Here is a 22,754-nt window from a genome sequence, read left to right on the forward strand (position 1 = left end):
ATAATTCATTAATCATTTCGTTTTTGAATATAGACAGGCTTGGTTGATGGTGTGTTATCTATAAGAGCGGATCGATCCATCATTTCCGTTACTTCCACCGTGACTGGCACCTTAAGCTGAGAAGATAGGAAGGAACAGATTTCCTCTTTTGCCCAATTCTCCGAATGATGAGAATCTAGTAAAACGTGTAATCCTGCTTCCTGCTCGATGACCTTCCAAGCATCCGGAGCAGGAGACAATGAATATACGGCTTCTTGAATATCCTTCGAATCTAGGACAGTATTTTGATAATAAATGCGTTCCTTGCTCCTGCCATAATGAACGAGTTTCGCACCGGTGCGGCCACATTTACAGGTAATTGGTTCTACAGATATAATATCCTCATTAAAATAACGTAACAGTGGAGATGCTTGATGCGATAACGTGGTGATTGTTGCAAAGCCCCTTTCTCCATTTGCTACGGAATCTGTCCCATCCTCATTTAGTACTTCTACGAAAAAATCCTCTTCTACAATATGCATGTTGCCATACTCACACATTGTGGCAATATTAGCTGTTTCAGTGGAACCATACATATTAAATACAGGCACATTCCATAGCTTTTCGATATGCCGTCTGCGATTATCCCCCATTAATTCACCTGCCACACATATGGCACGGAGAGCAGGAAAATCCTTACTTGGATTGGCACCTATTAGTCTTGCCACTTCGGCTAGCAGCTCCATCTCACGCGGGAGTCCCGCCATTACGGTAACAGATAAATCCTTCAACAAGCTTAAAACTCTTGGATAAGGTGTAACGACTGTTCGTCCGCTAGCAGGAACAACCCCTGCCCCTGTTTGCCACGCTGCATGCTGCATTAAGAAAGCTGGGAGTGCGAGTGCGTAGGGAAAGCGAATCAACACTAGATCCTCTGCTGTCAAATGCACCCCACACTCCTTTAGTTGTCTTCCACCGACCTGCATATCTTCTTTCGTAAACCAAGAGGCAGCGGGCACTCCTGTCGTACCTGTTGATTCATGATATTGAGCAATTTCCTTTCTGCCGACAGCAAGGTGGCCAAAAATACCTGCTTCTCTTAAATCCTTTTTTGTAGTTAAGGGAAGAGATTGGATCTGATCCAACGCTACCTCACCTGTGGGATTATCTGCTAGCTTCTTTTTATACAGAGGTGATGGTTGAATTCGTTTATACATCTCCTGAAATTTCCGTGCTCTCTCTTGTTCCATGTCGGTCATATGCCACCTCCTCTCTCTTTTATTCTTTGTCTAATTAAATACTCTCGTCGCTTTACCAAATGTACGAGGTATATCATCTCTGATGACGACATTGCAATCGATCCCGATACGATCTTTCATATGCTTTCGTATCTTTTTCGCCAATTTTTTATCACTTAGATCGGTTCGGAATTTTTCCGCTTCGATCGTTAATTCCCCTTTATTTAGCTTCAAGTGGTACCATAAACCTACATCTGGTAGCTCCATAAGGAAATGCTCGATCATAAATGGGGAATAATCCTCATCCCCTATGCGGAGCATGTGCTCCATTCTTCCCCGGAGCTCGAGAACATCCAGCGCAATTCCACAATCACATTGAGATTTTTGTAATTTTCCTAGATCTCCGGATCGATAGCGCACCATCGGCATTCCTTCACGTAAGAGGGTTGTGACTACAATCTCTCCTGTTTGCCCATAAGGAAGTACTTCTCCAGAATCCGGATCAATAATTTCTAATTTAATATGGCCTTCCATCACGTGATATCCTTGATGCTTGCTACACTCTACCCCGATTACTCCACACTCGGTGGAACCATAGAAAAACGAAACCTCACATCCCCACCATTTTTCTAATCGTTGACGGAAGGTAGAGGAACAGCCTTCCCCTGTCAGCCAAATTTTCTTGAGCTTAATATCCTTACCGATCTCAATCCCGTACTTTTCGCTTTCTTCTGCAAGCAGTGATGCGTAGGATGGTGTAGTAGTAAGCACGGTTGCTTGATATTCTTTCATTAATTCTAGTGACTTATCAACTGGGGCCATGTAACCGCCTTTTCCTAACGAAAGCACCGCAGTACCGAAGGCAAACTGGAATAATCGTTGAAATCCAAGACCTGGTAGGGCAAACTCATATGGAAGTGCAATTGCCGCAACATCTTCCTCTGTTTCCTTGAACAGCTCCAGGTATTTTGGCAGCAAATCATATACGTATTGGTCTGCCAACGTATAGGACGTATAAATGGGTTTACCAGATGTACCACTCGTAAGATGAACTTGGCCTATTTCTTTTGGTTCCACACACAAGATTTTCTCTTTATCTCCCCGAATGACGTCCTTCTTCAGCATTGGTACGGTTGCCAATTGTTCCAAATGGTCTATTTTAGGTTCAGTGAATCCCGCTTCTTCTAGCCTTGAACGATAGTATTCATTCTCGTTCCAAACATGCTCAAGTGTTGCATTGATAGCCTTGAGCTGATATTCCTCTATTTTTTCATGAGGTAGGTTTTCAATTGTCTTCCCTTGATCATCTAGCTCTTTATAAAAATCTTTAAATTGCTCTAGATGGGATGAATGTTTATCTACAGAAACCGTCATCTTATGTGTTTGAAAATTCTCCATTTTTCTCCTCCATTCTGTCTACTTTTCTAACACTTATCTCCACTCTACTTACAGCCAACACATAGATACATAGAAAGATACCCTATGACAATCAACCCAATGTCTAAGGGTAATTTCCTTAGTGATTTCATACATACTCATTGGTTTTCTATCACTGCTATACTCCATATTAAATGCACAGAAGAAGAGACTTGACTCGGACAAATATATCAATTAATCCAAATCAGGTATTTCATCCAAACGATTCATCGTTCCCAACATATCGTATCTAGCACAAACTATTTTTTAAGGAGGAGGTAGTACCGTTTGTTATACAGATTGGAGAATGATCCAGATTTTCAACATATTGACACACGTCTATTAGTCAGCTGTCCATCTAGTGAATCTGACCAGGGTGGCCTATTTTTACTAGATTTCGAACAAAACAGGCTGGAAAAACTCTATACCGGAAGCTGTTCTGGCATGACACTAGTAAATAACCAGCTGTTTGTCGCTTCAGATAATAATGAGCTTATTGTGATGGACCAGAAGTTCCAAGTCATTCAGAAAAAACAATATTCAAAGCTCGATTTCCACGATATCGTCAGGTTGAATGATCAAGTTGTGCTAGTGGTAGAAACGGCTAACAATACAATTGGATGCTATGATACAGCAACACTAAAGCGATTAGGTGAAATCCGATTTCATGTAGATGATAAAGACGTCCATCATATCAATGACATCTGGTTAGATGGCCATACATTGTATGTTTCGATGTTTTCCCCCTTTGGCAAATGGTTTATGCAGCCAATGAAGAAAAACGGTGCCATTATATCTATTGATTTAACAGATTTTGATCCTACCAGTAAGCTTCGTTTCACTCCGGAGCATCATGTCGTCGTAAAGGACCTGTATATGCCACATTCAGTAATGATGCATCAAAATGAATTAGCCTATTGTGACTCGATGTCCTTTCGTGCCGTAGTAGAAAGTGGTACCCCGATCCAGCTTCCAGGCTTTACTCGTGGCCTAGGCATAACAGAAAAGGCACTCTTTATCGGTCAAAGTAGGATGAGACACATCTTACGTATTCCTCACGAATTCTCGAATTGTACGTTGGATGGAGGAATCTATGTCTATGATCCTCAATTTAGAATTTCACGCTTTATACCACTACCAGCGCTACAGGTCTATCAAATAATGGTCATTGGCTCAAATATTTTCAAAAAGGAGTAAATGGGAATGAAGCAATTTGAAGAAGGAAAGAAGCTTTTTATGAAAGGTGTGGATGGAGATAAAAAGGCAGTTAAGCTAGCCTATCATATTTTCTTAAAGCTACGTAACTCTGCTTCTAATAATGCGCTAGTTGAAGCCTATTATGGTAGCACTCTCGCACTTTTGGGAAGAGACGCCTCTCAGCCTCTTGAGAAGGCAGATAAGGCACAAGAAGGATTAGACGCCTTAAATCAAGCTATTTCAATGGATCCTAGAGACAAGGAAATTCGTATGTTACGCTCCAATGTATGCTTACGTCTACCGGAATCTTTTTTCCAATGCTCGAAGACAGCGGTGGAGGATATTACCTTTCTACTAAATCACTATCAGAAGGACTCTAGCTATCTTACAAAAAACCAGGTAAAAGATTTAAAAAGGGATTTAAGAACAGCTTACGAGAATATGGGGAAGTCTGACGAAGCAGATCGTGTTCTAGAGCGCTACTCCAAGTAACGATCGAATATTAAAGAAAGGAGGAGAAGCGATTGGCAATGAGAAGTGAAGAAGAGATAAAGACGGCTTATGCTCAAATTAATTCTCTATACAAGGATGCCGTAAATGGGGATGAAAAGGCTGTGCAAGCTCTGCATCAAACGCTCGAACAGGTGCGTTCTAACCATGCTAACATCCCTCTATTAAATGCCTATCATGGTAGCATCATGATTTTAATTGCTAGAGACAAAACCAATCCACTAGAGAAATTAAGGTGGTCGAAGGCAGGACTGAAGCTGTTAGATGATGCGGTAATTTTTTCCCCGCAAAACTTCATGATCCGCTTATTACGAGGTAAGGCTGCCCATAAATTACCGGAAAAGCATTTCAACAGAGGGCACACAGCTATTGATGATTATACGTTTTTGATCAAAAGTCATGAGCGTGGCAAAGGATTTCTTAATTCGAAAGCATATTGGCAGCTCATTTATGAATTAGGTGAGGTTTACTATCGAATGGGCCGTAATCAGGATGCTGGTATATGCTGGCGAAAGCTGAAAAATGAAACACAAGACCCAGCCTTTCAACGCCTTCTTTTATCAAAATTAAAGCTAGTGGAAGGGAAGCCTGCTGTTGAGACTAGAACAGAGCCTGAAGGACCGTTTGCTAGTTTACTCAGAAGGATTGTTAATGAAGCCCAGAATCAAATCCCAGACAATTCCCAGCAAACAACTTAGGCAAAAGGGCGTACTAGAAGGGAGGTGAGGCGATAAATGGCAAATGATAAAGTAAAAAAAGTCATAAAGGAAGCAAGAGAGTATTCAGAGCCGATTGTTACCGATGCATTAATGAAAGGCGTCACTCGGATAAGAACGGAAATGGATGATGTCGTAACCGATGAAGATCAGTCGTTGAAAATGTTCTTAAGAAAGATGGCAATTACCTTACGCAATGGTGCGGTGACATCGGGAAAGGAAATGCTGTCGAATGGATTAAAGAAAGACTCCTCCCAGTAGGTAGTTGACCTACGAAAAATTGGTCAAGCAGTCACCACCACATCATGTGGTTATTTCGTGCTGTATAAAAACAGACAACCAATAACAATAAAAAAACACCATAGCTACAATGGCTGTGGTGATTTCTTCATGGCTTTACTTTTTTTCTTGAACATCTTGCCATACTTGCAATGCCTCTTCATTATCTGGCTCGATCGCTAGGGCTTCCTTTACAGCTTCCTCTGCTTTTCTGTAGTCAGCCGCTTTAAGATAACACTTAGCAAGGGATGCCCATATTTCTCCATCATTCATTCCTTGCTCGATACAGTAACGGAATTCTTTAGCGGCTTCAGCAGGATCTCCTCCAAGCATATCTGGTGCATTTAATAGTTTAGAACCATTCATCCTTCTAGCTAGTGGCAATGTCGGGTCCTTTTCAAGAGCAATCGTAATCTTCTGTTCCATTTTTTGAAAAAGATCCATTTTATCCGCCAAACTCCATGCTTCATCAATTTGACGTCCATAAACAGCCGCAAGCCATGCATGCGCTTGTGCACTTTGAGGATCAAGTGCAACTGCCTCTGCGAACAATTCATATGCTTTTTCGTAGTCCTTTATTTTAAATGCATTGTATCCACGACGAAATAAGTCACGCAATAAATTTTTATTATCTCGCATACTTCTACCCCTGCCTCTTGGAACAATTTCTCTAACTCATACGGTTGCCTTTTTGCTCAACATAAACATATACATTATAAGTATATGTTTAATTTAATGTATAGTATCGGCTAATGTCGTATGAAGAGGAGGATTTTTTTATTAGATGTTTATCTTGGTCATCTCGCGATTTGAGGGGGCTTCGCCTAGACAAAACAATATATCTTGGTTATCTCGCGATTGTGAGAGGACTTCGCCTAGATACAGCTATTCTATCCTGACCATCTCGCGCGCCACAATAAGAGCTCTCTATATAACGAAAAGAAAACCCGGCAATTGCCGAGCTGTTCTGTTATTATTTCTCTAATATAATTTCCCATGTCGATATAGCAGGGTAAATAATCTCTGCACAGAGTTGATATAGCATATGTCTCGGATGCTTTTCAAATCTTCTCCTTGAAAGTAGCTGTCAAAAACCTCGCGCATGCTTTCTTCCATATGCTGATACATCTCACCAAAAACCGCTTTTTCTGAATACCGTTCAATAATCCGCCCCTGTTTCCATTCTAGATAGGAAACAATCACACCACCAGCATTGGCTAGAATGTCAGGAATAACGATTCGGCCTGACTTTTTCAACACTTGATCTGCTTCTCCAGATATAGGTGCATTGGCACCTTCAATGAGAATTCTTGCTTGAACATCTGTTACATTGTTTAAAGTAATCTGGTCCTCAAGTGCAGCTAATAATAATACATCTACATCGATGGTCAAAATATCATCACGATTGTGTAATTCTGCTTCTACTCCCGCATCCTGTAGCTGCTGTTCTGTTTTCGGTAAATGATTATGCACCCGAGCAAATTCAACTAATCGAGGAATATCCAACCCTTTCTCATGATAGAGCATGACACCCTCATCACTAACAGAAACCACACGATGATGAAGATCACTTGATTTATAAGCTTCTAATGCAGCCACTCCACCAACATTACCAAAGCCCTGTACTGCAAAGGAAATCGACTCCCCACGATCACTTTTTCCATAAAGGGACTGAAGGTATTGCATCTGCTCCCTTCCAACATCACTCTGGATAGCTTCCACACGATTTTCATACTGACGCGCACATTTCTCCACAAGCCACCAATAGCTAAAATATGTACCTTTTCCCGTCGCCTCTCTACGTCCTCTCGCACCACCATTGATAATACTTTTCCCAGTAAAGGAGCCTTGATAATTTTGACCGGGATGAATCGTTTTGTATTCCCCTACCATCCAATCCATGACACGTTCATTCGTTCCCATATCTGGTGCCGGAATGTCATGTGTCGGGCCTAAATCATTGGCAAAGCGTTGCACATATTTTTGAGAAACTCTAAATAATTCACGATCCGAAAATGAATTCGGATCAATGACTACCCCACCTTTCGCACCACCAAAAGGCAGACGATGAAGTGCATTCTTTAATGTCATCAATACCGCTAAATTTTCTACTTCCTCTTCTTGAACGGCCTCGTGGAAACGGATGCCCCCTTTGTAAAAACCAGCAATATTATTATGCTGAACACGATATGCGGGGATCCGTACAATTTGACTGTTATCTCTTCTGACACGAAGGTAACCCTTGATGACTTTATCCGTAGTTGTCAAAACCTCCTTAGCAGACTCAAACCTCTTCACACGCTCTTCCTCTGTTAATTCCGGAAGATAATCCTTCTTTTGATAAAGATGATCAATCGACTGACGAATCGTTTCTTGGGTATCTAAGGTCGCCATTCAACTCTCTCCTTCCTAAGAATGTTTGATTTAGGAATTTATTTGAAAACACCATCATGGCGTATTTCATCGAAATAAAAAGGCTTAGCTGGAAGTTCAAAAGTTAGCTCCATTATAACATCAACCTAATACATTTTTCCTTGAAAAAGGGAAAATCAGATTATCTCTCTTTCTACTTCCCCTAGCTAGACAACTCTACCCCTCTCTTTTGAAAATACTTCGAAAAGATAAATCGTACAGCTGGTCCCATTACTAATAGCTGCAATGGAAGTGCCAGGACAACATTTCGAATAAAAATAGTTCCATAAGCACTAATCATACTTCTTCCCTCTAAACCTTGGCCAAAATAGGACATGAGGAAACCAAACATAGACATAAAAAATACCATACCCAAAATCATCAATGTAGACATACAAAGAACAAATAATAGTTTGCTGGAATGAGCAAAAGGTAGCTTTAATGTTATTTTCTTAGCAAATGGTCCGACAATAAAAAAATCTAAAAATAATGCGATGATAAATCCTAAAACGACTTCGATAACTATATTTTGTAAGGTTAAATGTTGGATATTCCCACTTATGAGGAGATTGTAGGTAGACATTACAGCGACCATCCCAAAGCACATCATAAGACCGAAGATGATACTTTCTTTTTTATTTGTTGGCATAGTTCCCATCCTTTCTAAATCAAACAGATCATCAGTATAACAAGAACCAACTTTTCTCATAAGTGAACATTTTGTGAACTTTCTTTCTTCGTCTATTCATCCACTCTTCCTACCATTTTCTCACTACCACCCTTATTTGACATTTATCCTGAAGCATGGTACATTTTATCCATTAATATATCATTATGATGGATTGTTACTGATTCGATCAGGCATCACCATGTTCCAAATACACTTCCGTATGATAAGAATGCGTTTTAGAAGATGGGGGAATGACCTTTGAAATATATTAAAGCCTTTAATAACAATGTGGCTTTAGTAGAAGATTCCTCTGGGCTTGAGTGGATTGTAATGGGTACAGGGGTCGGCTTTCAAAAAAAGAAAGGGGATCCAATTGATGATTCTAGCATCAGACGAAAGTTTGTAGCAGAGCAATCACCAACGCGAAAACCCTTACTACAAGTATTAAAAGATATGGATTCTGAGGTTTTAGATGTATCCGTTGAGATCATTAAGCAAACGGAATCCCAATTAGGGGTTACCTTTAATCATAATATCTATTTAACACTTGCTGACCATTTGAATTTTGCGGTCAAACGAGCACATGAGAGTATTGACTATGCCGATACGACTCGTTGGGAAGTGAAAAATTTATATCCAAAAGAATACAAAGCGGCAAAGGATGCCATACGTCTTGTATTTGACCGTCTTGATGTACTTCTTCCTAAAAGCGAGGAAACATTCTTAACCTATCACTTCGTCAATGGACAACAGTCTAAAAAAACGCAAATCGAAGAAACATTGAAAATGACGGAAGTGATTAACCGCATCATAGAAATTGTGCAGTACCATTTTCAACTTAAGCTTGATGAAGAATCATTAAACTATACACGTTTTATTACACATCTGCGTTATTTCTTTATCCGACAGTACAAGCAAGATCCTGTTGATAGTGAGGAAATGGACCAGACACTTTTAGAAGTTGTCAAAACCAAATATGAAAAAGCATATCAGGCTGTGGAAAAGATCGCAGCACTATTAAAGCAAAAATATGGCTGGACAGTCTCAACCAATGAAAAACTATATTTAACCTTGCATATCTGGCGCGTCACAAACCGCCAAAAAAGTGAATAGCAACAATGTGGATTGTTACTTGTGATCAGAAATGATCAATTAGGCATTACCCAATTAGGTTAAGTGCACCAAGCACTTGTCCTATTTGGGTATTTTTTTTGCTAGCAAACAAAACCTAAAAAATAACTAACATAAGGAGGAAAAACAATGGCTTCACATAAAGAGACCGCACAACAGGTGGTCGAAAAAATCGGCGGAGCGAAAAATGTAAATCAAGCATGGCATTGTGTCACACGGCTTCGCTTTAACCTAAATGACAAAGACAAAGTAGAAATAGAGGAAATTAAAAAAATTAACGGCGTAATGGGTGCACAATTTTCCGGAGATCAGTTCCAGGTCATTATTGGAAATCATGTATCCGATGTATTTGCCGAGGTAGAACCATTAGTCGGAGGCGCCGTAAGTGGGGACGGGGAAAAATCCGGGCAGAAACAAAGTGTTGTTTCCTTAGTGATGGATTTTATATCTGGCATTTTCACCCCGATCCTACCAGCACTTGCAGGAGCAGGTCTATTAAAAGGTTTTTTAGCATTATTTACAACGGTCGGTTGGCTGACAACGGAAAGCGATACGTACATGGTATTAAACGCCATTGGAGATAGTGTATTTTACTTTCTACCGTTCTCCCTTGCGGTTTCCACTGCAAGAAAAATGCGTACAAATGAATACCTCGCACTGATTGTTGCAGGTACCCTAATGTATCCAAGCTTAATCGAAGCATTTAATGCAATAGAAGGTGGCGGTCCTGATACACTAGATTTCTTAGGGCTAGGAATTATTAATATTCCTCTATTAAATTACGATACAAGTGTTATTCCAGTTATTTTAAGTGTCATTTTATTAAAATACGTCTATGATCTCGTAAAAAAAGTCATGCCGTCTGCGATTCAGCTAATGTTCGCACCAATGATTGCCTTTTTAATTGTTCTTCCACTATCCCTATGGCTGATTGGACCATTAGGAACGAACATTGGTAACTTTGTCTCTGACATTTTCAACTGGTTATTCGAATTCTCTGGCTTATTTGCAGGTCTATTACTAGCAGGATTTATGCCATTGATTATTATGACAGGAATGCACTATGCCTTTGCACCAATTGCGATTACAAGCTTAGCGACCTTAGGCTATGACAATATGGTCATGCCGATGATGCTTATTAGTAACGCAGCCCAGGCTGGTGCAGCATTAGGGGTTGCTGTCATTTCGAAAAACAGACAAATGAAGCAGCTTGGTCTATCTAGTGGTATCTCTGCAGCTATCGGTATTACCGAACCAGCGATGTACGGGGTGAACATGAAGCTGAAGAAACCATTCGTTTTAGCCTTAGTCTCCGCAGGTATTCTCGGTGCTATCGCAGGATGGTACGGATTAAAGGCATATACAATGAGTGGTATTATCGGTATCTTTGCCCTACCAGTCTTCGCAGATCCAGCTGGAGAATCAGTAAGTCTCATCGTATCGATTGTCCTATTTGCTCTTGCTATTGTACTACCATTTATTCTAGTACTCATCTTCCGCTTTAAGGATATAGAAGAAGATACTACAGCAAGTACACAGCCTAAGGAAGAGGTAGCCAAAGCAAAAGAAACTACAACAGAAGCAACTGGAAAAGAAATCATGGTTCAATCTCCCTTAAAAGGGACCATTGTGCCACTAGCGGAAGTATCTGACCAGACCTTTTCACAAGAAATTATGGGAAAAGGAATTGCAATTGAGCCAGAAGAAGATCGAGTAGTTGCACCAATTGCGGGTACAATCATGGTTTTCCCAGAGTCGCAGCATGCGATCGGGCTTAAAGGGGATCATGGCGAGGAAATTCTTATTCACATAGGAATCGATACAGTTTCCTTAAAAGGAGAGCATTTTAACGGATTGATTAAAGAAGGCGATCGCGTCGAGGTCGGACAACCATTAGTAGAATTCGACCGTGAAGCAATCCGCCAAAAAGAGATCGAAACCGTGACGATGATTGTCGTAACCAACACAGCTGAGTACTTGGATGTTTTACCAATTAATGCAGATGGTCCTATTTTCGAAGGAGAACATTTATTATCCCTTGTCAAATAAGGAACAATGGGGGGCATGTTTTGCGTGCTCTCCAATTATATAAAAGGAGTGACATTTCATGACAAAAGCAATCAAAGGTTTCAAGCCTGAATTTTTATGGGGTGGTGCTACAGCTGCCAATCAAGTAGAGGGAGCCTATAATGAGGATGGAAAAGGCCTTTCCACAGCCGATATGGTAAAGTATATTCCGAAAGAAGAGCGAGGCATCCACAATTTCTCCATGGATGTGACCGCAGACTATATTGAAGATGTCTTAGCAGGTAAAGTAAACGACCGCTACCCGAAAAGGGACGGCATCGACTTCTATCACCGTTACAAAGAGGATATCGCGCTATTTGCAGAGCTCGGCTTCAAAGTATTCCGTCTCTCCATCAACTGGGCACGTATTTTTCCAAATGGAGATGATGCAGAACCGAATGAAGCAGGACTACAATTTTACGATAATGTCTTCGATGAACTAAAAAAATATGATATCGAGCCATTGGTGACATTATCACACTATGAAACACCACTTGAACTATCTCGTAAATACAATGGCTGGTATGACCGTCGCGTGATTGGTTTCTTTACAAAGTATGCCGAAACAGTCTTCACTCGTTATAAAGATAAAGTGAAATACTGGTTGACCTTTAATGAAATCAATGTGATCACACATAGCCCATACACTGGTGGCGGAATATTAGTGGATAAAGTCCCTGATAAAACAAAAGAACAAATTGCCTATCAAGCGGCACATCATCAATTCGTGGCAAGTTCACTCGCTACGAAATTGGCTCATGAGATTATTCCTGATGTACAAGTTGGTTGTATGCTTGCACGTATGCAGACATATCCCCATACGAATAATCCAGATGATATCTTGGAAGCACAGCATCAGAATGATCTCAACCTTTTCTTTACGGATGTTCATGCAAAAGGCGAATACCCTAGCTACATGAATCGCTACTTTGCGGAAAATAACATCACGATTGAAAAAGAAATCGGCGATGATAAAATTTTGAAGCAATATCCCGTAGATTTCATTTCCTTCAGCTATTACATGTCGATGACGGTAGCTACTCAAGGGGAGCATGACGAGGTAGCAGGGAATATGATTAAAGGTGCGGTCAAAAATGAATACCTCGAAACCTCAGATTGGGGCTGGCAAATCGATCCTAAAGGGCTTCGTGTAGCGCTTCGTGATTTCCACAACCGCTATAACCTGCCATTATTCATTGTGGAAAATGGACTTGGTGCCTTTGATAAAGTCGACGAAGATGGATCCATCCATGATGACTACCGAATCGACTATTTAAGAAAACATATCGAGCAAATGAAGGAAGCTGTCAAAGATGGCGTGGACCTAATGGGTTATACAGCTTGGGGGCCAATCGACTTAATCAGTATGTCCACATCAGAAATGTCGAAGCGTTATGGATTTATCTATGTCGACCAAGACGATGACGGAAATGGAACATTAAACCGTTCCAAGAAGGATTCTTTTGATTGGTATAAGCAAGTGATTGCTACGAATGGGGAAGAATTATAAGAAGTGATCAAGTGCGTTACCTTTTGAGGTAGCGCACTTCTCCTTTGCTATAATACTTTTGACAAAAATGCTTGGGTTCTCGCGTTTTGTGGATGGTTAAATAATTCATCAGGCGTTCCTTGTTCTACAATGAAGCCTTCATCCATAAAAATTACACGATCGGCGACTTCCTTGGCAAAGCCCATTTCATGTGTCACGATGATCATCGTCATTCCTTCTTCCGCTAAATCCTTCATAACCTGAAGGACCTCTCCGACCATTTCAGGATCGAGAGCGGAGGTAGGCTCGTCAAATAACATAATGTGAGGTTCCATCGCTAGGGCACGAGCCATTGCTATCCGTTGCTTTTGTCCGCCAGACAAGTTATCGGGATAGGTCTCCGCCTTGTCTACTAATCCGACTTTTGTGAGTAGCTTTATTCCTAAATCCTTTGCTTCTGCTGGAGATTTACCCTTTAATCGTTTCGGTCCAAGCGTAATGTTTTCCATTACGGTCATGTGTGGGAAGAGATTAAATTGTTGAAATACCATTCCCATCCGCTGGCGTAACTCGTTAATATTTGTCTTAGAAGAAGTCAGATTATCTCCCTCAATAAAAATATCCCCAGCTGTAGGTTCTTCTAATCGATTCATACAACGTAATAAGGTACTCTTTCCTGAACCAGAAGGGCCGATAACACACACTACTTCTTGTGCATCCACACTCATATTAATATCCTTTAGAACCTCTAACTCCCCAAAGGATTTTTTAAGATTTTGAATTTCAATCATTTTCATGCGACATCTAATCTCCTTTCAAGCCAACGAGAGAATAAGGTTAAGGAATAAATAATAACAAAATATAATACACCAACCGCAAATAGTATTTCGAATGCACGAAAATTAACCGCGTAAATAGACTGTCCAGATAAAGTTAGTTCGGCCAACCCGATCACGGAAAGGAGTGAGGTATCCTTAATGCTGACAATAAATTGATTAACAAATGCCGGAATCATACGCCGTGTAGCTTGTGGCAAGATAATCAGCCTCATTGTTTGGGCGTAAGAAAGCCCGATTGTTCTTCCTGCCTCCATTTGCCCTTTATCAATCGAATTAATTCCCGCACGGAATATTTCGACTAAATAGGCCGTAGCATTAACTGTTATCGCGATCACACCTGCAGAAAATGCGGTAAGACTGATATCGACTACACTGGGTATACCGAAGTAAATAAATAAGATTTGCACAAGTAATGGTGTCCCGCGAATGATATCCACAAAAGCAGTGGCAATCGCTCTTAAGACTTTACTTTTCGTAATACTAAATACACCCAGTATCAGTCCGATAATCATGGCAAGAATAAGTGATATAACCGTTACTTCTACTGTCATCCCCATCCCTTTTAACAAGGTGGGTAATCCCTCAAGAATTATATTTATCGATTCCATCATACGTGGTATCCCTCTTTCTCTTAGAAAAGGTGTGACAAGCCGCCACACCTTTTGGTTGGATCAAATTTTTCCGGTGACTTCTTATTCAGCAAAATACTTGCTATAAAGCTCGTCAAACTCACCGCTATCCTTTAGCTCCTGAAGACCAGTATTGATTTTGTCTACTAGCTCTTCACTACCTTTTGAAATGGCAATTCCGTAGTCTTCACTCGGATACTTATCCCCAACTAATCGAAGCTTGGAGTCCCCTCCATCTTGGTTGATTTTATAAGCAACACTAGGATAATCATTGATCACCGCATCGGCATTACCATTTTCTAATTCCATATACATTGTCGCATCATCCTGGAGCTTCGTGACTTTTGCATTATATTTTTCTGCAAGCTCATTCGCTAACTTCAGACTGGACGTTCCTTGTTTGGCTACGATTGTTTTTCCCTCTAAATCTGCCTCTTCCTCAACTGCACTATCTTTTAAAGTAATTAAGGATAAACCAGATTCAAAATAGGGATCAGAGAAATGAACCACTTCTAAACGATCCTCTCTTATTCCAATAGCCGACACAGCTGCGTCTACCTGATTAGCTTGAAGTGCCGGAATAATTCCATCAAATTTCATCGTTTTCCATTTAACCGATAGATTCGCCTTATCTGCAATCGCTTCCACTAATTCGACATCAAAACCTGTTAATTTTCCATCTTCTTTATATTCAAATGGTGGGTAATCTTGAACAGCTGCTACGATGATTTCTTCTTTTGTTTCACCCGATGCGTTACTAGTAGTATCACTTGTTCCACATCCTGCTAAGACTAGGGCAATGACACCAACTAAAACGATCAATATACCCTTTTGAACAAAAGTGTTTTTCCTTTGTTTATTCATTATGTATATCCTCCTACCCAAAATAATGTAATAAAAGCAACCTTATCTATTGTATCGATCCAATCTCTTATTTCCAAATTAGATTAATATTGGTTTGTGAGGATATGTTTATGTTTTTTAAGCTATCGTTACTTATATCGTTAATTATGTAGAAATCCTTATAGAGAGTTAGGTATACTGTCATATCCTCTAAGATTGAATTTTCAAGAATAATGAAAAATAACCTTACTTAGCTTTAGTAAGGTTGTGTAGAATTATAGGAATGTTGAATAAAAAAGTCGTCATTCTTTAGTGCATAGTAGATTCTTCATGTGCACTAAAATAAAAGAACCGCCCTCTTCACATTGGAGGGAGGATTCTTATTGGGTAATGTGGCTCATTAGATGTTATTAACATTGCTAAGAACGACAAGACGACCTAATTCCTCCGAGCATGCAACCTTTATACCGTCAATATAAACGGCTAAACCTATTCCCATGTTGTACTGAAGGCCGAGCTTGTCATAAATGATAGTGATTTCTTTGCCATGAGAATACAAACAGTCTAAACAGAAATATTCCCATTCTTTAGGAACAAGTGGATTCACCTCAAAACTACCATCTTCTCTTACACGAAACCCAATGAGTCCGGTAATGATTAGATCGTTAAATGTAGAATGGTTATAGTCCTTCCCACGTTCACGGCCACCTTTGTTTTCTGGCCAACCCCATTCCTCTAATATCCGTCTGGACAGCCATTCACCTGTAAAAGGATCAATATTTTCATCCAACCAGGATACCGACTTGCCGTCAGCATTTGTACGGTAATGACATTGCGCATAAGTGCTTAGTATGTTCCAGTAATCTTCTTTATGAATCACTTGCTGTTCATAATCATTTAATACGTTAGCCATTGCCGTTAACGTCTGAGATGTGGCGAATGGCCAAGACGGTCCATTCCATAGACATTCGTGCTCATAGGAAAACATGAATCGAGAATGACGTTGTTCTGCAGTTGTGGGCCCGTAAGGAGCATAGAAACCTTCAGTATCTAATAACTGCGTCCACGCTTGTTCGTAACCAGAGTCTGGAAGATGGAAAGCCCAAGGGATATATCCAAGTAGCTCGCGTACGTTATAAGCTGGGTCCATCTTTTGGAAATCCCAATATTTGACCATGTCATTTGAGTTTTTCAGTGGGATGACCTTGAAGAACTGCGCATGCTCGTCCCATAAATACTTTTGGACAAGCTGTTTTAACTGATTCGCCTTTTCCTTAAACCTTTTGTTCGACTCATCATCTCCTGCTAGGCGTGCAATGTTGGCAATCGCCATTGCATCGGCATACATATAGGCATTCAGAGTTGGTCTTAGACCAGATCCGCTAATAGAAATCTCCATTGCATCGCGGTCGTCAATTGACCAGAATAAGCCACTTTCGTTCCGATTACTTTTCTCCCACATTATATAGTTCTCGATCATATCCGGTAGTAAATCAATTGCGAGCTGGAAGTCACCATCTACTTTACAATAATTCCAAACAGCATCTGCTATCCAACAGCTATAAGAGCGGAGATTTCCGTTCCCTTTAAACCAAAACAAGATATAATCCTTTAAAAAGTCTTGGCGGTTTCGCAGCCAACGACCTTCATTTAAATGATGTCCTACAGCACAGTTGATCGTGTTATGCTTACCTGCCCAAGATACGGAGGGATGAAACTCCGTAATCACGAATCCGTCAGAAGTTAGCTTAATATGTTTTCGATACACCCACCAGCGAAAATAATAAGTCTCTTCTAAGTAAGAATCAGGACAATGAAAAAGAGGAATCTGATCACGAAGCCAGTCCCAGGCTGTAGCATTATCAACATGCTGGATAACAGTTTCTTCGTCATGCCTGTTAAACGTTTCGAAATGTTTTTTAAAAGTTTCTGGAGTTAACAACATGATACAATCTCTACCTTTCTACGTGTTCTATCAAAATAAAAACATCAAAATAGTAACCTTACAAAATAGTATTATAACGTTTATAATAAATAGAAAATATAAGTGAATCCAACCTAATTATTATAAAATTTCACACTAATATATTTTAAGCAGAGAGGGATGGTCTAAATCAGCGCAACTAAACACCTTTCCATCTATTCACCACCGTTGCCTTATTATTTGGAATGTGGCAAAGTGACCTACTTTCCGGGAGAACAGCATCCTGATCGAAATCGTATTGGTGTCTTCGATTTGTTGGTAGTCGTCAGTGGTAGACTTTATATAGGGGAAGAAGATCAGAACTGGGCGGTTTCTCCTGGCCAAATGCTCATATTGTGCCCGGATAAGTATCATTACGCAGTAAATCCATGTGATGATGAGACTTGTTTTTATTGGCTACATTTTAAGGAAGCAGCCCGACCGGAGGAGAACGACGCTCATTCCTCTGTTTCAAATTTCAGAGGGAAGGGCAAGTTGAGCAGAATAGAGTCATATCACATCATGCTACCTAAATATGAAGACATGACTGAATCAACGCAGGTATACGATTTAATCCAACGTTTAATTAGACTATCTACGGAACATCGAAGTCATGCTTTCTGGCAGGAACAACAATTGTTCATCGATTTGCTGAAAATTATTGAGAATAAGCAAAAAACAGAGGTTCTTTCACCTTCCATACAGCTTGCAGAGATGACGGAAGCATATATCAAAAGGCACTATCGTTCACGAATAAGTAATAGAGATTTATCAGAGGCTTTGCATTTTCACTCAAATTATATTATCCGGTGTATGCGGGAGGTTTTTCACTGTACCCCAATGGCCTACCTTCATCAATATAGACTGGACCAAGCCAAACTTCTTTTGATCAAGACAGACTGGACGATTACTCGAATTGCAGATTATGTCTGATTTCAATACTCACCGTATTTTTCAAGTTGCTTTAAGCAGCAAGAGGGAATCTCACCACTACAGTTCCGTAAACAGTATGAAAAGTAAGAAAAATTTAAATGTAAACTCTACAAGTCATTATATGACAATCTCAATATGTACTCTTCAAATAATTAAAGCAGATAACCTATATCAACTCTTTTTTTAAAGAATCAGTTTCGTTGTAGAGGTTTTGTAATCAAAAAATTCTAGTTCATGTAGTTTATGTTGATATTAAATTTTTTAAAGCGTGATTATTTAAAAGTAATTTAAAAAAATTATTTTTCTTGTTTTATTAGTTTTTCTCTGTCTAACGATTGTGGTGGCTGCTCAAACCAGTTACGTTCGATTAATAATTCAAGTCCTTCTTCTGCATACGTTAAGATTTCAGGTAGAAGTCGGAAATATTTTGTACCTAAATCCTTTCTCATTGTTGTAGAAAGAGCATGTCCTAGATAATTAATCCAACTAGAGTTCAACGAGTTAATAATATAAAGCATTAATTTATCAGAAAATGGTGCAGTAGTGGAGTCTGTTACTTCTAAACTAACGGGAACATTGCCTTGCATACCATCCTTTCGAAGAATTTCAATACTAATATTAATTTGTTTTTCTGCTAGTTTTTTACCCGTCTTGAAATACTGTTTAATTTCTTTATCTTTTACCACTTGTAGAAAACCAGTGAGTAAAATAGTACCAAAATAGTTTTGTTCAATTTGAAAGAATAATTCGGTTAACTCTACTACATTTAAAGGTCTTTTGCTTCCGAAAAAATTCCCTAAATATGATTTATCCGAAGCAAATGAAACTTCTTTAGGATATGGAATTTTAGGGGGTCTATCATAAATCCCTTTAGAAAGCATAAGTTTTAGAGTTTTGTTATATAAGTCTTTTGAAGTAATCATACAATTGCTGAAAAATTCAACAATATCTTTACGAGCCACAGTGGAAACAATATTTCCATATGTAGGCATTGCGAGTCGACTCAGACCGTACACAAAAGAAAGTGAAAATAAATCATAAAATAATGGTGGAGTTGATAAATGGTAATCATTTTCTGTAAAAGCGTTTGGAATTGGAAGGTTTTCTTCATTAAATATTTTTTCAATTTGTTTAAGGTGATTTTGTGACGTAACTAATGCTTCTTCAACTATTGTCAAAATTTCGTTATCTTCTGTATGATGTTGAAAATATTTAAAAAAACAAACAGCCATACTATCTTGCATATATGTAGTCCACATGCCGCCAATTTCAGTTGAAGTAAGTCTAATATTATTGTTTCTCATCGAAACCTCCAAGGTGATTTAAGATGATTGTTATTTATATCCTTTACAGAACAAAGAATAATATGTAAATAAGTGATTCTAAATTTCAAATTCTTAGTTAGACCACGATTTTTATTGATAATTATTAAGTATTTCTTACGAGCAGGTTAGTTCAGTAAGAGATATAATTAGCATAGTTGTGCTCATAGATAATGGATAAAGAGAACCTTGCCAAAAAAATTTAGTCTTTACTATTGAACGTGTCCGTTATATTGATATGTACATAAAAAATTAATGAATACGGAGTTTGGCACTGAACTCTTAATAATGCTTCTTCATATGATCGAGGGAAATGCTCGATTTTAGTTGAAATTATAGCTTGAAGAATCCAGCAATAATCTAAATAATGTATGTATTTTATTATATGCTTATCTTTTTTAGCAGCCTTTTGTAAATTAGCAGGACAAATTAGACTGTTATATAAGCAATGCTAATGCACAGAAACAGAAAAAGGACTTCCCTCCAAGTCCTTTTTCCTTTTTTTACCGTTATTTCCGATTCAAAATAAATATAGCACCACCATATCCTAAAATGCACCATACCATTAAATTAATATAATTTCCCATCGTTGCATCAAAGGTAGATGCAGCTAGGGAAGCACGCATCACTTCTGCCATCGAATAAATTGGTAACACTGCATGAAGTGACTGAAGCCATTCGGGCAGCCGATCCATTGGGAAATTTACCGGTGAAAACATAAGTGCTCCAAATACAACAACCTGGGAAATACCCATTGAGGATGTAGGTGACAACAGATACGAAAATCCATATCCAACACCAATTGAAGTTAATGCAATCATGAGTAGTGCCGGAACTACCGTCCAAGAGATATCATATCCCGGAGTGAACATGAGGTGTGCAACAATAGATGAAACAATTATTCCCGGCAAGGTAATCAATAACCATATGGTTGTATCTGCCCCTAGGATAACGGAGCGACTCACAGGCCAGGTACGCATGTACTCCATATATCCATCTGTCTTTGCAGTACCAATTTGCTGAGGCAGGATAACCATTCCTGCAATAATCAAAATAATCGTTGGGGCTCCTGTTGCTAAAAATAGAATCGTTTCCGTATCAGGGTTTGGTATAAGATAGGAAAATCCTATAACAATCCCTATGGATATCAGTATTTGTAATAAAGCCATAAATATAAAAAACCCTGCATTTCTAAGAAGCTGCATTTGAAAAACATACTGATAATGGCTGGCCATATTCATTACGATACTACCCCCTTTTTAGATGTTAATTCAATATAAACATCCTCAATTGTAGTGGGAGACAGGGAGTAGTCTATAACAAGTCCTTTATCTGTCTGATTCTTTGCCCAATCAATCGTGGATGATACTTTTGAGGGGTCTAAAGAGAAAATAAGACGGGATCCGTTTTGATGCGGGGAAAGTGCCCAGCCAGGAACCTCGATATTTTTAAATTCCTTTTCCAGACTAAGTTCTATTCGCATTCGGTCTCCTACTAAACTTTTTACTTCCGATGGATTCCCTTGTGTCACTATTTTTCCTTTATCCATAATAGCCACCCGATCCACTGCCTTTTCTGCTTCGAGAACATTGTGCGTTACTAAAATAACGGAGCTCCCGTTTTTCGTCAAGTCCCGTATTACCTGCCAAAGGTAACTTCGGCGAACCGGATCAACATCATTCGTTGGCTCATCAAGGATCACTAACTCACCTGGGGCGATCACCGCCATACAAAAGGCTGTCAGCCTTCGCACTCCCCCTGACAGTTTTTCGCCTTCTGTATTCGCCCAAGCCCCCATATCCAACGCTTCAAATAGCGCCCCCACCCGCTTTGGTTCAAACTTTTTACCCATCCGCATTTTCCCTATCAGCGTCACTGCCTGCTTTGGAGTAAGTAAGCCCAATGACACTTGGGATTGCGGCTGTACGGAACAAATGGACCTGGCACGTGCAGATGATTGCATTACTGATTCCCCCAGCAAATGAATGTCACCATGATCAGGTGTTAATAGTCCTAATATTTGATTAACCAACGTCGTTTTTCCTGCACCATTATGTCCAAGAAGCCCAAATATTTCTCCTTCATTAATCGAAAATGTGATGTTGTCATTGGCAACAATTTTGGATTCTCCTTTACTACGAAAAATCTTCGTAACACCTTTTATATCGAGGATCATTTTTTTAATTCCTCCTTTACTATAAAAACACGTTCAATGAATTGAATAACATCTTTGTTCATTGGGTAAAAAGCAATGCCTTCCTTTAAATTTTGCAGTGCTTCCCACATATCTCCCAGTAATTCTTCATCATTTCCATACATTTTCTCTGCTTGGTTTAACCAGCTTTCCACCAGCTGCTGTGCCTTTTCTGAAGCCGGATCAATGTTCAGATTATTTTTGATATCATGAATGACCTTCATCCATCTCCTTATGTCCTCCTCACTCATATTTTGCACATTCATATCCATGATTTTTTTCATTTCATCATCATTCAAGTAATCTTTATATTGCTGTAAGGCATCTTCAGGATCCTGTTGATAAAGCTGAATAATATTAAAAATAATTTTCCAGTTAATTTCTCCCTCGATCTCAATGGAATACGAGATACCAAGCAGTGCTTGCTCCAGGACCTGCAGACGTTCCTGTTCTCGTTTAACCAATTCCAGCTGCTGCTGGATCGACTCTTGCCAGGTCGAAGTGGAATTTTCCAGAATATCTTTAATTTGCTCCAGTGAAAATCCCATATATTTTAAAGCTAAAACTCGTTCCAGCCGCATAACGTCATCCTCACTGTATAAGCGGTGCCCTCCCTCCGTTTTTGATGAAGGTTTAATCAGACCAATTTCATCATAATAATCCAATGTCCTCACAGTAACTCCTGTATTTTTCGAGAGTTTTCCAATCGTGTACATTACTTCACCTCATCTTTATTTTCTATAGTATAAAACAGCACGTAACGTGTTGTTCAATAGTTAAATGAAAAAATTTTAAAAAGAGATTTACGTTTACCTGTAGGTAACGGCTCGTTGAAGGCATGCGGGAAAAGAGGAAGAGGAATTTAATTGTCCACAAAGTATACGTATTGGAATGTAATAATTACTTGCATCTTATCTTTAATAACAT

21 protein-coding genes are annotated in these 22,754 nt (G+C 39.3%); 8 read left to right on the top strand and 13 right to left on the bottom strand.

Annotation, left to right across the window (positions count from 1 at the left end; all coding sequences use genetic code 11):
• Window positions 1-8 precede the first annotated feature (8 nt).
• Together DLJ74_RS02820 and DLJ74_RS02825 are read right to left on the bottom strand one after the other, a co-directional pair.
• On the bottom strand, window positions 9-1,238 hold the full coding sequence (locus DLJ74_RS02820; protein ID WP_109983270.1) for a phenylacetate--CoA ligase family protein: 1,230 nt from the start codon (window positions 1,236-1,238) through the stop codon (window positions 9-11).
• A gap of 30 nt (window positions 1,239-1,268) precedes the next feature.
• On the bottom strand, window positions 1,269-2,615 hold the full coding sequence (locus DLJ74_RS02825) for a phenylacetate--CoA ligase family protein (RefSeq protein WP_109983271.1): 1,347 nt from the start codon (window positions 2,613-2,615) through the stop codon (window positions 1,269-1,271).
• Between the two features lie 306 nt (window positions 2,616-2,921).
• Between DLJ74_RS02825 and DLJ74_RS02830 the strand changes: the two genes are divergently transcribed.
• The 4 genes from DLJ74_RS02830 to DLJ74_RS02845 are packed head-to-tail and all read left to right on the top strand — an operon-like array spanning window position 2,922 to window position 5,317.
• Entirely contained in the window at window positions 2,922-3,830 is a 909-nt protein-coding gene (locus DLJ74_RS02830) for a DUF4915 domain-containing protein (protein ID WP_109983272.1), read from the top strand.
• 6 nt (window positions 3,831-3,836) lie between these two features.
• Window positions 3,837-4,322 carry a hypothetical protein gene (locus DLJ74_RS02835; protein ID WP_245902246.1) on the top strand — a complete coding sequence of 162 codons (486 nt, stop codon included), beginning with the start codon at window positions 3,837-3,839 and terminating at the stop codon, window positions 4,320-4,322.
• A 32-nt stretch (window positions 4,323-4,354) separates the two neighbouring features.
• Entirely contained in the window at window positions 4,355-5,038 is a 684-nt protein-coding gene (locus DLJ74_RS02840; protein ID WP_109983273.1) for a hypothetical protein, read from the top strand.
• 36 nt (window positions 5,039-5,074) lie between these two features.
• Window positions 5,075-5,317 carry a hypothetical protein gene (locus DLJ74_RS02845; protein ID WP_054860005.1) on the top strand — a complete coding sequence of 81 codons (243 nt, stop codon included), beginning with the start codon at window positions 5,075-5,077 and terminating at the stop codon, window positions 5,315-5,317.
• Between the two features lie 135 nt (window positions 5,318-5,452).
• On the opposite strand, the gene DLJ74_RS02850 is transcribed toward DLJ74_RS02845, so the two are convergent.
• The 3 genes from DLJ74_RS02850 to DLJ74_RS02860 all read right to left on the bottom strand — a co-directional run bounded on the left by DLJ74_RS02850 (window position 5,453) and on the right by DLJ74_RS02860 (window position 8,396).
• Window positions 5,453-5,974, bottom strand: coding sequence for a tetratricopeptide repeat protein (locus DLJ74_RS02850; protein ID WP_054860004.1), 522 nt, complete (start codon window positions 5,972-5,974; stop codon window positions 5,453-5,455).
• 342 nt (window positions 5,975-6,316) lie between these two features.
• A complete protein-coding gene (locus tag DLJ74_RS02855) occupies window positions 6,317-7,729 on the bottom strand; it encodes a Glu/Leu/Phe/Val family dehydrogenase (RefSeq protein WP_109983274.1) in 1,413 nt (470 codons plus the stop codon).
• A 181-nt stretch (window positions 7,730-7,910) separates the two neighbouring features.
• Complete coding sequence (locus DLJ74_RS02860; protein ID WP_109983275.1) at window positions 7,911-8,396, bottom strand: DUF2798 domain-containing protein; 486 nt, start codon at window positions 8,394-8,396, stop codon at window positions 7,911-7,913.
• 279 nt (window positions 8,397-8,675) lie between these two features.
• Between DLJ74_RS02860 and DLJ74_RS02865 the strand changes: the two genes are divergently transcribed.
• The 3 genes from DLJ74_RS02865 to DLJ74_RS02875 all read left to right on the top strand — a co-directional run bounded on the left by DLJ74_RS02865 (window position 8,676) and on the right by DLJ74_RS02875 (window position 13,125).
• Window positions 8,676-9,530 carry a PRD domain-containing protein gene (locus tag DLJ74_RS02865; protein WP_109983276.1) on the top strand — a complete coding sequence of 285 codons (855 nt, stop codon included), beginning with the start codon at window positions 8,676-8,678 and terminating at the stop codon, window positions 9,528-9,530.
• 147 nt (window positions 9,531-9,677) lie between these two features.
• On the top strand, window positions 9,678-11,597 hold the full coding sequence (locus tag DLJ74_RS02870) for a beta-glucoside-specific PTS transporter subunit IIABC (protein ID WP_109983277.1): 1,920 nt from the start codon (window positions 9,678-9,680) through the stop codon (window positions 11,595-11,597).
• A 58-nt stretch (window positions 11,598-11,655) separates the two neighbouring features.
• Complete coding sequence (locus DLJ74_RS02875) at window positions 11,656-13,125, top strand: glycoside hydrolase family 1 protein (RefSeq protein ID WP_109983278.1); 1,470 nt, start codon at window positions 11,656-11,658, stop codon at window positions 13,123-13,125.
• 47 nt (window positions 13,126-13,172) lie between these two features.
• On the opposite strand, the gene DLJ74_RS02880 is transcribed toward DLJ74_RS02875, so the two are convergent.
• The 4 genes from DLJ74_RS02880 to DLJ74_RS02895 form a co-directional block, all read right to left on the bottom strand.
• Window positions 13,173-13,895 (bottom strand): amino acid ABC transporter ATP-binding protein, encoded by a 723-nt coding sequence (locus tag DLJ74_RS02880; RefSeq protein ID WP_109983466.1) that lies wholly within the window; start codon window positions 13,893-13,895, stop codon window positions 13,173-13,175.
• Between the two features lie 2 nt (window positions 13,896-13,897).
• Complete coding sequence (locus tag DLJ74_RS02885) at window positions 13,898-14,554, bottom strand: amino acid ABC transporter permease (protein WP_054789022.1); 657 nt, start codon at window positions 14,552-14,554, stop codon at window positions 13,898-13,900.
• Between the two features lie 81 nt (window positions 14,555-14,635).
• On the bottom strand, window positions 14,636-15,436 hold the full coding sequence (locus DLJ74_RS02890; RefSeq protein ID WP_109983279.1) for a basic amino acid ABC transporter substrate-binding protein: 801 nt from the start codon (window positions 15,434-15,436) through the stop codon (window positions 14,636-14,638).
• Between the two features lie 379 nt (window positions 15,437-15,815).
• On the bottom strand, window positions 15,816-17,360 hold the full coding sequence (locus tag DLJ74_RS02895; RefSeq protein WP_109983280.1) for an MGH1-like glycoside hydrolase domain-containing protein: 1,545 nt from the start codon (window positions 17,358-17,360) through the stop codon (window positions 15,816-15,818).
• A gap of 234 nt (window positions 17,361-17,594) precedes the next feature.
• Between DLJ74_RS02895 and DLJ74_RS02900 the strand changes: the two genes are divergently transcribed.
• Window positions 17,595-18,311 (top strand): AraC family transcriptional regulator, encoded by a 717-nt coding sequence (locus tag DLJ74_RS02900; RefSeq protein WP_245902247.1) that lies wholly within the window; start codon window positions 17,595-17,597, stop codon window positions 18,309-18,311.
• 296 nt (window positions 18,312-18,607) lie between these two features.
• On the opposite strand, the gene DLJ74_RS02905 is transcribed toward DLJ74_RS02900, so the two are convergent.
• From DLJ74_RS02905 to DLJ74_RS02920, 4 genes are all read right to left on the bottom strand, one after another.
• The gene (locus DLJ74_RS02905; RefSeq protein WP_109983281.1) at window positions 18,608-19,615 is read right to left on the bottom strand and encodes a DUF3231 family protein; all 1,008 of its coding nucleotides are present in this window, start codon (window positions 19,613-19,615) and stop codon (window positions 18,608-18,610) included.
• 527 nt (window positions 19,616-20,142) lie between these two features.
• Entirely contained in the window at window positions 20,143-20,874 is a 732-nt protein-coding gene (locus tag DLJ74_RS02910) for an ABC transporter permease (RefSeq protein ID WP_109983282.1), read from the bottom strand.
• Window positions 20,874-21,809: an ABC transporter ATP-binding protein gene (locus tag DLJ74_RS02915; RefSeq protein WP_109983283.1), complete on the bottom strand. Its 936-nt coding sequence runs from the start codon at window positions 21,807-21,809 to the stop codon at window positions 20,874-20,876. Before DLJ74_RS02915 ends, DLJ74_RS02910 begins: the two co-directional genes overlap by 1 nt.
• Entirely contained in the window at window positions 21,806-22,543 is a 738-nt protein-coding gene (locus DLJ74_RS02920) for a MerR family transcriptional regulator (RefSeq protein ID WP_109983284.1), read from the bottom strand. Before DLJ74_RS02920 ends, DLJ74_RS02915 begins: the two co-directional genes overlap by 4 nt.
• Window positions 22,544-22,754: the final 211 nt, after the last annotated feature.

Origin of the sequence: Gracilibacillus dipsosauri (assembly GCF_003176895.1) — a bacterium.
Taxonomy (GTDB): domain Bacteria; phylum Bacillota; class Bacilli; order Bacillales; family Amphibacillaceae; genus Gracilibacillus; species Gracilibacillus dipsosauri.